Source organism: Providencia xihuensis (assembly GCF_041953405.1).
GTDB classification, from domain to species: domain Bacteria; phylum Pseudomonadota; class Gammaproteobacteria; order Enterobacterales; family Enterobacteriaceae; genus Providencia; species Providencia vermicola.
Genome location: NZ_CP169565.1, coordinates 1,955,140 through 1,969,226, shown reverse-complemented (window position 1 = coordinate 1,969,226; position 14,087 = coordinate 1,955,140). Strand labels below are relative to the sequence as shown.

Here is a 14,087-nt window from a genome sequence, read left to right as displayed (position 1 = left end):
ACGGCGAGATATTGTCTGGTTTCCATTGACTACTTATACTGACGGTCAGAGGTGATAATATGAATATCCTATTAGTAGAAGATGATCTCCAGTTGGGAAAAGCACTTTGTCGTGGACTTGAATTAGCTGGTTTTAACCCCTGTTGGGTACGGTTGCTTACAGATGCAAAGTCACAGCTCGCTTCTCGTAATTTTGATTTAATGCTATTAGATTTAGGACTACCTGATGGTGATGGTCAGGAAGAATTAATTGCATGGCGTCAATCTGGGGAGTCAATTCCAATCATTATATTAACAGCTCGAAATCAGATGGATAATTTGGTTTCTAGCTTAGACTCAGGCGCAGATGATTTTTTGACTAAGCCCTTTGCTATGCCAGAACTTATATCTCGCGTCAAAGCTGTAAGCCGTAGAATAGCGGGGTTTTCTTCTGAGATTTGGCAATTAGATAATCTGCAATTAAACCCGTTAAATCATCAAGTCACACTTAATGAGCAACTGCTTCTACTTTCTGGAAAAGAATATTTATTACTGTATGAATTAATTAAGAATGCCGATAATGTTGTTCGAAAAACAGACTTAGAACAACGTCTCTTTGGTATTGATGATGTAGAAAGTAACTCTTTAGAGGTTCATATCCATAATTTGCGCCGCAAGATAGGTAAAGAACGCATTATTACTATCCGTGGTATCGGTTATTTATTAAAAAAAGAAGCTCAAACAAGTGAAAGTTAAGTCCTTTTTTATTTATATCTTCGGATTACAAATTAGCTCTGTAATTTTTCTCTGGCTAATATTAGTTGGCTGGCTACAGTTTTTCTATTGGCCTTCAATTCATGAAGAGCTTGATAAACAGCAAGAGATTATTACTCAAGGATTTGCTAAAACATTAAGTGTGGTTTCAAATAACCCTGAATATTTCAAAGAAATTGCAGATAACCTACAAAATCTATATGCAGACGCAATGGAGAGTGGTGATGAAATAACCTATCGTCCTTTTATGGTTGTCAGGGACCAACAAGGCAATGTTTTTTACCGCAATAATGAAAAATTAAAGGTTCCTTCACTAAAATCTGTTTCTGAATTAGCTAACCTACATAAAGATTGGCATTTCACCTCTGCTTGGGATAAAACAAACACATTCGAAATTGTTATTGCAGAGTCCTATAGTGATAGAAAATCATTATTAGGAAACCCTGCTGAAGGCACTGCAATTCCTCTCGCCTTTATTTTAGGAATAATGTTACTTGCTATTTTAATTACCGCCTATTTTAGTCTAAGACCATTAAGACAAGCGGCAAAAATTATCTCCAGCCGCCAACCTGGAAACTTAACGCCTATCGAAGTTAAGGAACAATATAAAGAGATTCGGCCGATTATTGCCGCAATCAATAATTTAATGGCTCGTGTTGATGCGGCTAATCAGCGTGAAAAGCGTTTTATGGCAGATGCCGCACATGAGCTTCGCACCCCGATTGCTGCCGTTATCGCCCAATTACACTTATTAATGCAAATCGATAATCCAAAAGAAAAAGAAGAAATTATTAATGACATGCAGGAGACACTAAACCGTGCAGCTTCTTTATCTCATCAGCTTATTGATTTAGCCCGTTTAGAAGCCGAGGATTTCGTCTTAAATAAAGAGCAAGTCGATATACCCACTTTAATCAGCACCATTATTTCATCCCATGTTCCTTATGCAATTAATAAGAATATTGATGTTGAACTGCAAAGCCCAGAATCATTCTATGTGCTCACAGATAAACTAGCTCTGACAAATATCTTTACCAACTTAATTGAAAATGCGATCAAATATTGCCCTGAAAAAGGAAATATCAAAGTTTCAATTAAAGATTTAACCCCCTTTGGTGCCACTATTTCATTACAAGATAATGGGCGAGGCATTCCTGAACAAAGTCGCCAACTCATTTTCTCTCGCTTTTACCGTGTTCCTGGCACAATGGAAACAGGGAGTGGATTAGGTTTATCCATCGCCCATAATTTAGCAATGAAAATTAATGCGTCAATTAGAGTTACTGATGGGTTAGATAATAGAGGGATTGGTTTCATTATTGATTTGCCATAAATCTAATTCTGTAATTGAGTTAACAACACACTCCCTATTTTAGGGTTAAAATAGTCGCCTTTAAGTTAATTTACTTACAGCAAAAAGAGGCAATAATGTCCAAGGCATTAGTAATTATTGATCTCATTGAAGAGATAATTGGTAAAAATGGCTTATCAAATTCCAGCTACCAACAAACTTATGAGCGCAAAATTATTGAAAAAACGAATCAAGCAGCCAATCACGCGAGGAACCTTCATATTCCTGTTATTTGGGTAAAAGTCGGTTTTTCTGATAATTACCACGATGTTCCCGCTGGCTCCCCCATGTTTCAACATGCCAAAGAAATCGGCGCATTAAAGTTAAGTGATAATGGCTGCAATTGGGTAAATGACCTTGATGTGGGTTTTCGTGACCCAATCATGATTAAAAAAGGTGTCTCTGCATTTGCAGGAAACCATTTTAATAAATGGCTGACTAATAATGGAATTACGCAATTATTTATCGGTGGTGTAAGCACCGTAAAAGCCATTCAGAGCACAGCACGGGAAGCGCATGATTTAGGCTATTTTGTCACCATTTTAGATGACTTATGCGCCGCGCCAACACTTGAACTTCATGAACAAAGTCTCCAAGCATTAGAGGGTATGGTCACCGTTTCTTCCGTTAAGGAATTTCTGCAATTAAAATAGCAAAGCCTAATTTATTATTTTGTATTTTCTAGGTAAATCTCACGTAGCCGGATGGCAATATTCCCCGGCTTACCTTCTCCAATCTTCTGATGGTTAATCTTGATCACAGGGCAAACTAATGTTGTAGCTGATGTCATAAAGACCTCTTTCGCCGTTAGCATTTCTTCAAGACTAAACGCTTTTTCGATAATTGCGATACCCTGCTCTTTAGCCAGTGAAAGAACGGCTTTTCGTGTAATGCCTGGTAATATTTCATGACTCAACCCTCGGGTTTGTAATTGACCATGTTGATTCACAATGAAACAATTACTGGAGCTCCCTTCTGTTACAATTCCATCTTTGACGAAAATTGCATCATCAGCACCTTGTTGTTTAGCATACTCTTTCGCTAAAGAAGCCGCTAATAAAGCCACTGTCTTAATATCACACCGCGCCCATCGAATATCGTCTACAGTGACAGCCCTAATGCCATTTTTTACTTTTAGGTTATCAACAATATTCGTCTTTTGTGCAAACAAGACTAATGTTGGCTGAATATCTTTATCAGGGAATAAAAAGTTACGCTGCTTTGCATTTCCTCGAGTGAATTGAAGATAAATAAGTCCTTCATTGATATTGTTACGCTCAATTAATTGCGTATGAATTTGTTTAATTTCTTCTGAGCTATAAGGTAAAGCAAGTTGCAATTCATGACATGAGCGTTGTAAGCGTGCAATATGATGTTCAAAATCGACCAATTTACCGTTAATAATGGCTGTCACTTCATACACCGCATCGGCAAACAAAAAACCTCGGTCAAAAACGGAGACTGTTGCCTGTTCTTCAGGTAGGTATTGACCATTCACGTAACTTATCATTGAGATACATCCCTTTAATCTGCCATTTTATTCTCTTTTATATCATTAACCATACACCATATTTATCTATCTGCGTTTAAATTCATCTCTTTTTTCTTATAAAGCGTCTAGAGGATGCACCAATAACCGTGATGAATATCCACATTAAAATTATGTTTAATTTTTAAAATATATTTTAAGATTAACTTGACATTAACAATCCAAAGATTAAAATGCTCTCACGTGATCAAGATCACACTTTAATAATCGGAGTTAACCATGAGCAGCATTAAAGAATTTATCAGTAGTGTTCAAGAAGTCGTTGAATTACTGTCAAAACGTTTTATGTAAGTTAGTTGTTTTCTAGTCAATCAAACCTTTCATTTACCTTATCATTAGCGTTAATTTGCAAACATTTTGCACAGCGGCTTTGAATTCAAAGCCGCTTTTTTATTCAAAAACATTTTCAATAATCTCTGCAATAATCGCAGTTCCAACTGCAACAAGCAGTAAATCCCGCCCACTTACCTGCCATTCATAACCAACATACACTGGAAGTTGCGATACAAATTCCCTAGGGAGTACCTTTTTGGCAATACCAGGTGGTAATGGTTTACCTCGACCAATTTGTTTCGCTATACCTGGTGGTAAGCCTTTATACCCAGTTAAGCCATATTCGATAGCGAGTGGACGAACATAACCAAAACTGACATTAAAATTTGCCAGCGTATGTTTCTGCTTATTCGTATCTTGATGCCATTTAGCATTACTTCTTTCGTTTCGCTGAGTTTGCTTATCCTTTCCATTATGAACTTGGTGATGCCCTTTACCCTTTCCTTGCTCATTATTTTCATATGGTGAAGACATTGATGATAGTGGCATTACCATCGCAAAGAAAAATAGTAGATGACGAGAACGTACTCCCCTCCTAACATTACTTAACTTAAATATATTCATGATTACCTCCTGAATACGCAGATCTGTGAGAAAACTCGCTTTTAATATTCAGCAAACATTATTCTGCGCCATATTCATTCGCAATCGGAAAATACTTATCATCTGTCATGTTATGTAAATGTTATTTCTCTACTGGGCTGTGTCTTTTGAAATCTGCTATTTTAATGATAGTCTTAGTCGTCATTAATGTGATGAAATTATTAACTAATTAAAACATTTAAGGCAGTGTTTAATATCACCCTTAATGAGTTTTTATCGCATATATGATATGCTATTCAGGCTTTGCTCACTTTTTTGAGATTTTCTACAAAACCTTTGATAGAAGGAGAACACATGCAGCAGCAACTGCTCGACTGGGTACACCAGTTTAATCAAGACTATGCCAACCTCGCCTCTTTGCTCATTGTGCTTGGGCTCATACTGATTGTCGCCCTTGTCTTACACCTTTTTTTACACAAAATATTGCTACCCTCATTAGAGAAACGGGGGCAAAAATCAGTAGGTAGCTGGCCGCATTTGCTTACCCAACATAATCTTTTCAACCGAATTGCATTTGTAATTCAAGGTATTGTTGTTAACATTCAAGCATCACTTTGGCTATCTACTGGGTCAACAGCCCAGATAGTGCTTAAAGTCGGTTCACAAGCATGGTGCCTATTATTTGGCTTATTAACGATTTACTCCATACTCGATATCGTGTTAGGCATCTTACAACGTGCTGCTAAAACCGCTCACCTTCCTTTGCGAGGAATTTTCCAAAGTATTAAGCTCATCGCATCCATACTGATTGCAATCATGATCATTGCGCTACTAATTGGTAAGTCTCCACTGATTATTTTAAGTGGACTCGGTGCCATGACAGCAGTGATGATGTTGGTATTCAAAGACCCAATAATGGGCTTAGTTGCTGGTATACAATTATCTGCCAATAATATGGTCAATATTGGCGATTGGTTAGAAATGCCTAAATACGGTGCGGACGGTGCTGTTATTGATATCGGTTTAACCACCGTTAAAGTCCGTAATTGGGATAATACTGTTACAACTATTCCAACTTATGCATTAATTTCAGATTCTTTTAAAAACTGGAAAGGCATGACCGAATCTGGCGGGCGCCGGATAAAACGTAGCTTTCGTATTGATGCCACCAGCGTACATTTTTTGACACCAGAAGAAATTTCGCATTGCGAAAAAGCAAATTTACTTGAGCCATATATCGGCCAAAAAGTGTCTGAAATCCAAGTTTTTAATTCCGCAATACCTGATGATAAAGCAATCCCATTAAATCAGCGACGTTTGACTAATATTGGGACATTTCGCGCATATATTGATGCCTATTTAAAAGCACACCCCAATATTCATAAAAAAATGACGATTATGGTGAGGCAATTGGAATCTGACTCAAATGGTATTCCAATTGAGATTTACGCCTTCACTAACACAACGGTTTGGGTTGAATATGAGAGGATTCAATCGGATATCTTTGACCATATTTTCTCCATTTTGCCACAGTTTAATTTAATGCCGCATCAATCACCTACCGGAAATGACGTTAGGTTAATTAACCAATCGGCAGTAAAACCGTTAACCCAAAGTAATTAGTTAAAGTTTCTTATTTTTCTACATCTAAAGTAGTATTTTAAAAGAGGGTTTACCCCCTCTTTTTCCTCGCTTCATACCCCACCATTATATAAAAAAAAACATAACGATTGTTAATAAAAATAGGATTAAAATCGGTTCTAGTTCAAAAAAAAACCTTATAAATTAAATGAATACATCTAATTTATCCGCAGTAACATTGATGTACGTCATGTCACTTAACAGAGACTTTTTTTAACATATAAAACAAGAAAGTCGTGTTGTTATTTACATATAGGCAATGTCAATGCATAAAATTAAAAATAATACTCAATTTGGAGAACTGAGCAGGAGGGAGTTTATACAAACCTCCGCAACTGTTGCGGGTGTCGCCGCAGTAGCAGGCTCAATCACTCTCCCCTTTTCTGCTCAAGCAAAAGCACCAGCAATCATGCCTGACGAAGTCAGCGAAAAAATCAGTTATAGCGCATGCTTAGTTAACTGTGGAAGTCGTTGCCCTCTGAAGGTTCACGTTAAAGACGGTGTTATCAGCCGTATTTCTAACGAAACAATGTACGATGACTCCACATTAGGCGAGCACCAAATCCGTCCATGTTTGCGTGGACGTTCTGTACGTTGGAAAACCTACAACCCAGACCGCTTAAAATACCCAATGGTGCGTGTGGGTAAACGAGGCGAAGGTAAATTCAAGAAAATCACTTGGGATGAAGCCACCACCATCATCGCTGAAAAACTGAAATATACCATTGATAAATATGGCAGTGATGCTATTTACTACCAATACGGTTCAGGTTCTACAGGCGCCAATTTGCATGGTCGCGCAGCGTGTAAACGCTTACTTAGCTTAACGGGTGGTTTTTTAGGTGACTACGGTACTTATTCGTACGCTCAATTAATGGAAATTACACCATACGTATATGGTAGCGTTGAAGAGTCTTATTTATCTGAAATCCAAAATTCTGATTTAGTCGTCATGTTTGGGCATAACCTCGCCGAAACACGGATGTCTGGTGGTGGCCAATTCTATGAAACACTCAATGCCTTAGACAAAAGTAAAGCGAAAGTCATTATTATTGACCCTCGCCGCACGGATAGCGTCACAACTTTGGGCGCTGAATGGATCCCTATTTACCCAGGCACGGATGCTGCATTAGTCGCTGCATTGGGTTATGTGATGATCCAAGAAGAGTTAACTGACGAAGAATTCCTGAAAAATTATTGCATCGGTTGGGATGAGTCTACACTTCCTGCTTCTGCACCGCGTAATGGATCATACAAAGATTATATCTTAGGTAATGGTCCTGATGGCATTGTTAAAACCCCTGAATGGGCAAGTAAACTGACAGGCATCTCTGTTGCTCGTATTACCCAATTAGCACGTGAAATTGGCAATGCAAACCGCGCTTGGATCTCACAGGGCTGGGGTTTACAACGCACTGAAAATGGCGAACAAGCATGTCGTTCTATCATGATGCTGCCATTGATGTCAGGTAACATTGGCCGAGCAGGAACTAACACTGGTTTATGGGGTAATAGCTACGCTTATCCTGTTGCAGGTTTTGCGCTACCTAACCCTGTGAAAGCGTTGATCCCAACCTACATGTGGTCTGAAGCCATTGTACGAGGTAAAGAACTGACTGCAGAAAATGCTGGTATTAAAGGCGTCGATAAACTGGAAAATGACATCAAATTTATGTGGTGCTATTCCAGTAACGTCATTGGCAACCAGCACGGTGATTTGAATAAAACGCATGAAATTCTCTCGGATGAGTCTAAGTGTGAGTTTATTTTGGTGTGGGATAACCATGATACCCCATCCGCTAAATATGCTGATCTGCTGTTACCTGATGTCACTACGGTTGAAACTAACGACCTGATTAATAACTCCTATGCAAGCGGTGCGTATCATTATCTTGTACGCTTACAAAACGCGATTGAGCCGTTATGGGAAAACCGTCCTAACTATGATGTGTTAGCCGAAATCGCTGAAAAAATGGGTGTTAAAGAACAGTTCACGGAAGGCCGTACTTACGCTGAGTGGATTGAGTTCTGTTACAACAAGACTCGTGAAAAAATGCCACATCTACCTGAATTTAGTGAAACAGACGGTGCGGGTATCATTGACCGTAAGTTCCTAAATAGTAGCGAAAATATTGCACTGAAAAAATTCCGTGATGACCCGATTAACAATCCGTTAAAAACACCATCTGGAAAAATTGAAATTTACTCGGAAAAATTAGCTGAAAGAGTCAAAAACTGGGAGTTGCCAGAAGGCCAGCGCATCCCTGCTCTTCCTGAATATTGTGTGAATAAAGAAGGGGTTGAAGCACAAGCTAAAGACCAAAAGCACACTTTATTAATGACAGGCTTCCATGATAAAGGCCACGTACACTCCTCTTATTATAATGTTGCGATGCTGCGTGAAGCCATCCCACACCAATTTTGGCTCAATCCAATTGATGCACAGCAACGTGGTTTAAGTAATGGTGATCTGGCTGAAATTTTCAATGACCGTGGCCGTATCCAAATTAAAGTCAAAGTCACTGAGCGTGTCTTACCTGGTGTTATTGCTGTTCCACAGGGTGCATGGCGTACTCTAAATAGTGAAGGTTTAGATGTTGGTGGTTGTATCAATACATTGACTTCTCACGTGCCTTCTCCGTTGGCAAAAGGAACACCACAGCATACTAACCTTGTTGAAGTTAAACGCGCTTAAGGAGTTAAATCATGAAACAGTATGGCTTTTATTTTGACTCCACAAAATGCACTGGCTGTAAAACCTGTCAGGTCAGTTGTAAGGACGAAAAAGATTTAGATTTAGGCCCTAAATTCCGTCGTGTGTACGAATTTGGCGGCGGTAGTTGGCAAAAACAAGATGGCATTTGGCAGCAGAATGTCTTTAATTATTATCTGTCAATTTCCTGTAACCACTGCTCAAACCCAACATGTGTCGCGGGTTGCCCAACAGGTGCAATGCATAAGCGAGAAGAAGATGGCCTAGTAGTTGTTGATCAGTCTATTTGTGTAGGTTGTCGTTATTGTGAATTGCGTTGCCCATATGGTGCCCCGCAATTTGATGAGAAGAAAAAACTGATGAGCAAATGCGATGGCTGTTATGAGCGTGTCGCAAAAGGTATGAAGCCCGTGTGTGTTGAGTCCTGCCCACAACGCGCTTTAGACTTTGATGATATTAATGTTCTGCGTGAGTTACATGGCACAGAGTGTGGGATTGCACCAATGCCAGACCCAAGCTTCACTAATCCGAACATTGTCATCAAACCCCATAAAGACGCGAAGCCATTTGGTGATAAAAGTGGCGAACTAAAAAACCCTGCGGAGGTGTAAAATGCATGAATTACCATTAGTTTTTTTCACCGTCTTAGGGCAATCCGCTGCGGGGCTGTTTTTATTGGCCTATTTAAGCCGCAAAATGGGTTCCATCGATGACAAACAGTTAAAAACGGCGAATATCGTTGCGTTTGTTATTATGCTTATTGGTTTAGTTATCGGTGGATTGCACGTAGGTCAACCACTGCGCTTCTTTAATATGCTGTTAGGTGTTGGTCGTTCTCCAATGAGTAACGAAGCCTTCTTAAGTGGTGTATTTGTTGGATGTGCAGCAGCAACCTTGTTTTTCACATTGTTCTTCAAAAATACCGTCTTGCGTGAATTGGCGAATATCGCGGCTGTGGTATCTGGATTAGCCTTTGTCTGGTCAATCCCACAGGTATATAACATTGCAACAATCGCAAACTGGAATACGGGCTATACCACACTGCAAATGTGGATGACCATGCTCGTTGGGGGTGGTGCACTTGCCATTGCCATTGGTGCTCGCGGATTAGGCATTGCTGCTTTTCTTATCGGTACGTTCGCTATTTTTGCCAGCCGAGCGGGATATCAAGCGTTCCTAACAGAAACAGGCCCTGTTCTCAGTAGCGAGCAAACAGGTTTCTGGGGCTTCCAAGTGGTTGTTTTAGCTATTGCCTTAGCTGCATTTGTTGGTATCGCACTGAAACAACGCGCACCGAAAGCGACCTTAGCTACCTGTGCGGCAGCGGTTTTACTGGCTGAACTTGCGGGTCGCATTGCTTTCTATAATTTATGGCAAATCACCATGTAACCCTTTGTTGTTACTGTGTTAAAATGACCTATCAAAGGACGCCTTCTGGCGTTCTTTGATTAAATGCCAAAATTACTCTGCAACAATATCATTGAACGTAATCAGATTAAAATGCCATGCTGCAGCGCGAAATAAGATGGATAAAATACGATGCTAGACACCACTATACTGCGCATTTTAGGTGCGTTTTTTTACTATTCCCCACAATCAGATACCTTACAGAACGTCTATTCCGCCTTAGGTGAATTACCACAATTACACTCATGGAAAGACTCAGAACAAATTCAGGCTATTTGTGCTTCATTGGCACAAACTGCCCCTAATGATATTGCTTATGATTACTCTGTCTTATTTGAAGGGCAAGGTAGCATGCCTGCTCCACCTTGGGGATCAGTGTACTTTGAGCATGATAATACCGTCATGGGAGAGTCAACTGCGGCTTATCGCAACTTACTGCAATCAAAAGGGTTAGTTACTGATACTGGCATTCGAGAACCTGAAGACCAGTTTGGCTTGATGTTGATGGCAATTTCAGCGCTCGCAGAACATGGGGAAGATGACGCTATCGTTGAATTGTTGGAGCAGCATTTATTACCGTGGGCATACCGCTACTTAACCTTAGTTCAACAAACGCAAACAGAAAACGCCTTCTACCCAAATATCGCCAAGGTCACTGAAGTCTACTTAACTGACTTACAAAAACAACTTGAACTTACACCAATTCAGGTTGAGTTATTCCGCTAATTTTATTATACCCAAGAGTAAGCTCAAGCTACCTGCTCTTTGGTTGTTTAAACGTTAAAATGAGGAGCCTGGCTCTTGCAAAAAAGCCAGCTCTTGTTGGGTCGATGAGCGGCCTAAAACCGTATTACGATGCGGATAACGACCAAATTTATCAATAATCGCTTTATGGCGCATTTCATAATCTAACGTATTGTCATCCCCTAACATACGGAAGAGTTCCACCGCTTGTAAATGAATGAAACTGGACTCTGAGTGCATATAAGGCATTAAGACAAATTTACGTTGCGATAGCGTCAATAAATTATAATCATGCTGCTTGATGGCTTCTTGCGCTAACGCCAACGCCATCGCATCTTGAGCAAAAGCGCGCGGAGTATCACGCCATAAATTACGAGAGAACTGATCAAGCACGATAATTTCCGCTAAACGACCACGAATTGACGCACGCCAATAAGCGAGTTCTCCTTTCGCTGCACGCTCACAAATCGCTGAAAAACGGCGGGCAATCGTCGAATCAAATTTTGTACTTTTTTCAAACCACTGTTTTGGTGTTGATTCTTCAAACCAAAATGAAAGCACTTCTTCCATGGCATTCATCGTATATTCCTATCGATTTTCTTATTAGACGTTATCGTAATCCTAGTTAATAATCGTATTAATTAACAGAGTTAAACTCTAAAAACAGCAATTCACAGCAAATTATTTTGTTTTTTTGAGACCTAACGCTAAAAAATTGCACAACATTTTTTGTCACAATTTAACAAATTAGCTTGTTTATACCTGAGGTAAATTATTGTATCTATCACTATAATAGGTTTAAACTTTTTCAATTTTCATGTTTTGTTATTTAATGTGAGGACATCTGTTTATCAAGAGGAAATAGATACATTTGGTTAAGCTAATGTTAGAATTTCACTGATAAGATAATTGTATAGCTAACGCGTTTAAGTACACGACGCCACATTAATAATTCTTCAGCGTTTAATATTGGCTCTCATTAAGGATGGCAATGTAAATGGCAGGACATATGGTACTTATTGGTTGGGCATTATGGGTCAGCCCTTGCGGGACAGATTCATGTGATGCACTCCCTGTCACTGACACCATTTTCACTCAAGAACAATGTGTTAGCAGAAAAAGCTACCTCGAGTCAAAACGCCCTAATCTGTATTTCCTCTGCGGGGAGGTCTATCGTGACAGCGAAGAAATGACTGCGGAAGAAAAACATGCTGTTCCAGCACCGCATCCCCCTCTACGTTCACTGCCAGAACGCCATTCACGCTAACTTGAGCCCCTATTTGAACCCAAGTTAGCTAAAGGATTAACTAATTTATTTGTGCAATTTGGCAATCTGCTTCGATAAAATCGCCTTTATTGACACTATGTTCTAAAGTTCCTGTTTGATGAGCAAGCACCTGAACTTCCATTTTCATTGCTTCCATTACCCCAATAATATCCCCTTCATTCACTTTTTCACCTTGTGGGATTAACCAGTTAAATAACACACCTGAGATCGGAGCATTAACAGCATCTGGATTACTCTCCTTTTTAGAAGTCACTTTTGTTACTGGTGCATTGTTAACGGATAAACCAGAAAGGAGCTCAGCTGGCAAGCCCAATTCACAGCGTTTGCCATCAATTTCAATAAACGTACGCGTTAATACATTGCTATCTTGTGGAATTTGACGTGGCGCAGGAGGAATATCCACATTAAACTCCGTTTCAATCCAGCGAGTGTGCACTTTAAAATCGCCACAAAAATCAGCCTGTTCCATCACGGCCTGGTGGAAAGGTAAAACAGAAGCCACCCCCTCAATAGTAAACTCAGCCAAAGCACGACGAGCACGTGAAATAGCTTGTTCACGGGTATTTCCAACCACGATCAGTTTTGCCATTAAAGAGTCAAAAGTTCGCGGGATTGTTGTGCCTGCTTCTACCCCACTGTCCACTCGTACACCTGGCCCTGATGGTGCATCAAAAACGGTAATCGTCCCTGGCGTCGGTAAGAAACCATTTCCTGCATCTTCTGCATTTATACGAAACTCAAAAGCATGCCCCCGCGGTTTAGGCATTTCATTGATACTTAACGGCAGGCCTTGTGCAATACGCAACTGTTCAATAACCAGATCAATTCCTGCCGTTTCTTCTGTCACAGGATGCTCAACTTGTAATCTTGTATTGACCTCAAGGAAAGATAACGTTCCATCTTGGCTAAGCAAAAACTCAACCGTACCCGCGCCGACATACCCCGCCTTACGACAAATATCGGTCGATGAAGTGATAATTTGCTGTAATTGCTTTTCTGATAAATATGGAGCAGGAGATTCTTCGACTAATTTTTGATTACGACGTTGCAATGAGCAATCGCGGGTTCCCACGACCAGTACATTGCCATGCGTATCTGCAATAACCTGTGCTTCAATATGGCGTGGATTATGCAAAAATTGCTCAACAAAGCATTCACCTCGACCAAATGCAGCGGTCGCTTCGCGCACAGCGGAATGATAAAGCTCTTCGACCTCATGCATTTGCCATGCAACCTTTAAGCCTCGTCCACCACCGCCAAACGCCGCTTTTATTGCAATCGGCAAGCCATGTTGATGGGCAAACTCCACCACTTCTCGCGCGTCTTTAACAGGGTCTTTTGTCCCGACAACCAAAGGGGCTCCGACCTGCATTGCGATATGACGAGCTTGCACTTTATCCCCTAAGATATCAATGCTTTCAGCACTCGGGCCAATCCAAATTAACCCTGCCTCGTTAACCGCGCGAGCAAACTCTGCTCGTTCGGATAAAAAACCGTATCCTGGGTGAACCATTGTTACCCCTGATTTCTTGGCAATACTTATCAGCTTTTCAATATTTAAGTAACTTTCAGCTGGGGTGCTCCCCCCTAAAGCATAAGCTTCATCAGCCATTTTGACGTGTAACGCAGCTATATCGCTATCTGCATACACGGCAACAGATTGAAAACCATAATCACGACATGCACGGATAATGCGTACAGCAATTTCGCCACGATTGGCAATCAATACTTTATGGTCTTTGTTATTGTTGTTCGTATTCATAAGC

Annotated in this window: 13 protein-coding genes; 9 read left to right on the top strand and 4 right to left on the bottom strand. The window is 40.2% G+C overall.

Features of this window, described 5'->3' with window-relative positions:
• Positions 1 to 59: 59 nt before the first annotated feature.
• The 3 genes from ACE2AL_RS08685 (at position 60) to ACE2AL_RS08675 (ending at position 2,756) form a co-directional block, all read left to right on the top strand.
• Complete coding sequence (locus tag ACE2AL_RS08685; protein ID WP_206082302.1) at positions 60 to 734, top strand: response regulator; 675 nt, start codon at positions 60 to 62, stop codon at positions 732 to 734.
• Positions 724 to 2,085 carry a HAMP domain-containing sensor histidine kinase gene (locus tag ACE2AL_RS08680; RefSeq protein WP_272574078.1) on the top strand — a complete coding sequence of 454 codons (1,362 nt, stop codon included), beginning with the start codon at positions 724 to 726 and terminating at the stop codon, positions 2,083 to 2,085. Before ACE2AL_RS08685 ends, ACE2AL_RS08680 begins: the two co-directional genes overlap by 11 nt.
• Positions 2,086 to 2,180: 95 nt before the next feature.
• Positions 2,181 to 2,756, top strand: a complete 576-nt coding sequence (locus ACE2AL_RS08675; protein ID WP_206082304.1) for a cysteine hydrolase family protein — start codon at positions 2,181 to 2,183, stop codon at positions 2,754 to 2,756.
• A gap of 14 nt (positions 2,757 to 2,770) precedes the next feature.
• Here the strand turns inward: ACE2AL_RS08675 and ACE2AL_RS08670 are convergent, their stop codons facing one another.
• Together ACE2AL_RS08670 and ACE2AL_RS08665 are read right to left on the bottom strand one after the other, a co-directional pair.
• Positions 2,771 to 3,619, bottom strand: coding sequence for a D-amino-acid transaminase (locus ACE2AL_RS08670; protein WP_272574093.1), 849 nt, complete (start codon positions 3,617 to 3,619; stop codon positions 2,771 to 2,773).
• A 423-nt stretch (positions 3,620 to 4,042) separates the two neighbouring features.
• Positions 4,043 to 4,549, bottom strand: coding sequence for an anti-virulence regulator CigR family protein (locus ACE2AL_RS08665; RefSeq protein WP_375084248.1), 507 nt, complete (start codon positions 4,547 to 4,549; stop codon positions 4,043 to 4,045).
• 333 nt (positions 4,550 to 4,882) lie between these two features.
• Between ACE2AL_RS08665 and ACE2AL_RS08660 the strand changes: the two genes are divergently transcribed.
• The 5 genes from ACE2AL_RS08660 (at position 4,883) to ACE2AL_RS08640 (ending at position 11,015) form a co-directional block, all read left to right on the top strand.
• Complete coding sequence (locus ACE2AL_RS08660; RefSeq protein WP_206082305.1) at positions 4,883 to 6,151, top strand: mechanosensitive ion channel family protein; 1,269 nt, start codon at positions 4,883 to 4,885, stop codon at positions 6,149 to 6,151.
• A gap of 283 nt (positions 6,152 to 6,434) precedes the next feature.
• Entirely contained in the window at positions 6,435 to 8,864 is a 2,430-nt protein-coding gene (locus ACE2AL_RS08655; RefSeq protein ID WP_206082306.1) for a DMSO/selenate family reductase complex A subunit, read from the top strand.
• Between the two features lie 11 nt (positions 8,865 to 8,875).
• Complete coding sequence (locus ACE2AL_RS08650; RefSeq protein ID WP_206082307.1) at positions 8,876 to 9,493, top strand: DMSO/selenate family reductase complex B subunit; 618 nt, start codon at positions 8,876 to 8,878, stop codon at positions 9,491 to 9,493.
• Position 9,494: 1 nt separating this feature from the next.
• The gene (locus ACE2AL_RS08645) at positions 9,495 to 10,271 is read left to right on the top strand and encodes a DmsC/YnfH family molybdoenzyme membrane anchor subunit (RefSeq protein WP_206082308.1); all 777 of its coding nucleotides are present in this window, start codon (positions 9,495 to 9,497) and stop codon (positions 10,269 to 10,271) included.
• 150 nt (positions 10,272 to 10,421) lie between these two features.
• Positions 10,422 to 11,015, top strand: a complete 594-nt coding sequence (locus tag ACE2AL_RS08640) for a molecular chaperone (protein WP_206082309.1) — start codon at positions 10,422 to 10,424, stop codon at positions 11,013 to 11,015.
• A gap of 54 nt (positions 11,016 to 11,069) precedes the next feature.
• Here the strand turns inward: ACE2AL_RS08640 and ACE2AL_RS08635 are convergent, their stop codons facing one another.
• Positions 11,070 to 11,612 carry a DUF924 family protein gene (locus tag ACE2AL_RS08635; RefSeq protein WP_375084247.1) on the bottom strand — a complete coding sequence of 181 codons (543 nt, stop codon included), beginning with the start codon at positions 11,610 to 11,612 and terminating at the stop codon, positions 11,070 to 11,072.
• 418 nt (positions 11,613 to 12,030) lie between these two features.
• Here ACE2AL_RS08635 and ACE2AL_RS08630 point away from each other — a divergent pair, with 418 nt between their 5' ends.
• Positions 12,031 to 12,300 (top strand): hypothetical protein, encoded by a 270-nt coding sequence (locus ACE2AL_RS08630; protein WP_206082311.1) that lies wholly within the window; start codon positions 12,031 to 12,033, stop codon positions 12,298 to 12,300.
• 40 nt (positions 12,301 to 12,340) lie between these two features.
• On the opposite strand, the gene ACE2AL_RS08625 is transcribed toward ACE2AL_RS08630, so the two are convergent.
• Positions 12,341 to 14,083 (bottom strand): acetyl/propionyl/methylcrotonyl-CoA carboxylase subunit alpha, encoded by a 1,743-nt coding sequence (locus ACE2AL_RS08625; protein WP_375084246.1) that lies wholly within the window; start codon positions 14,081 to 14,083, stop codon positions 12,341 to 12,343.
• Between the last annotated feature and the right edge of the window lie 4 nt (positions 14,084 to 14,087).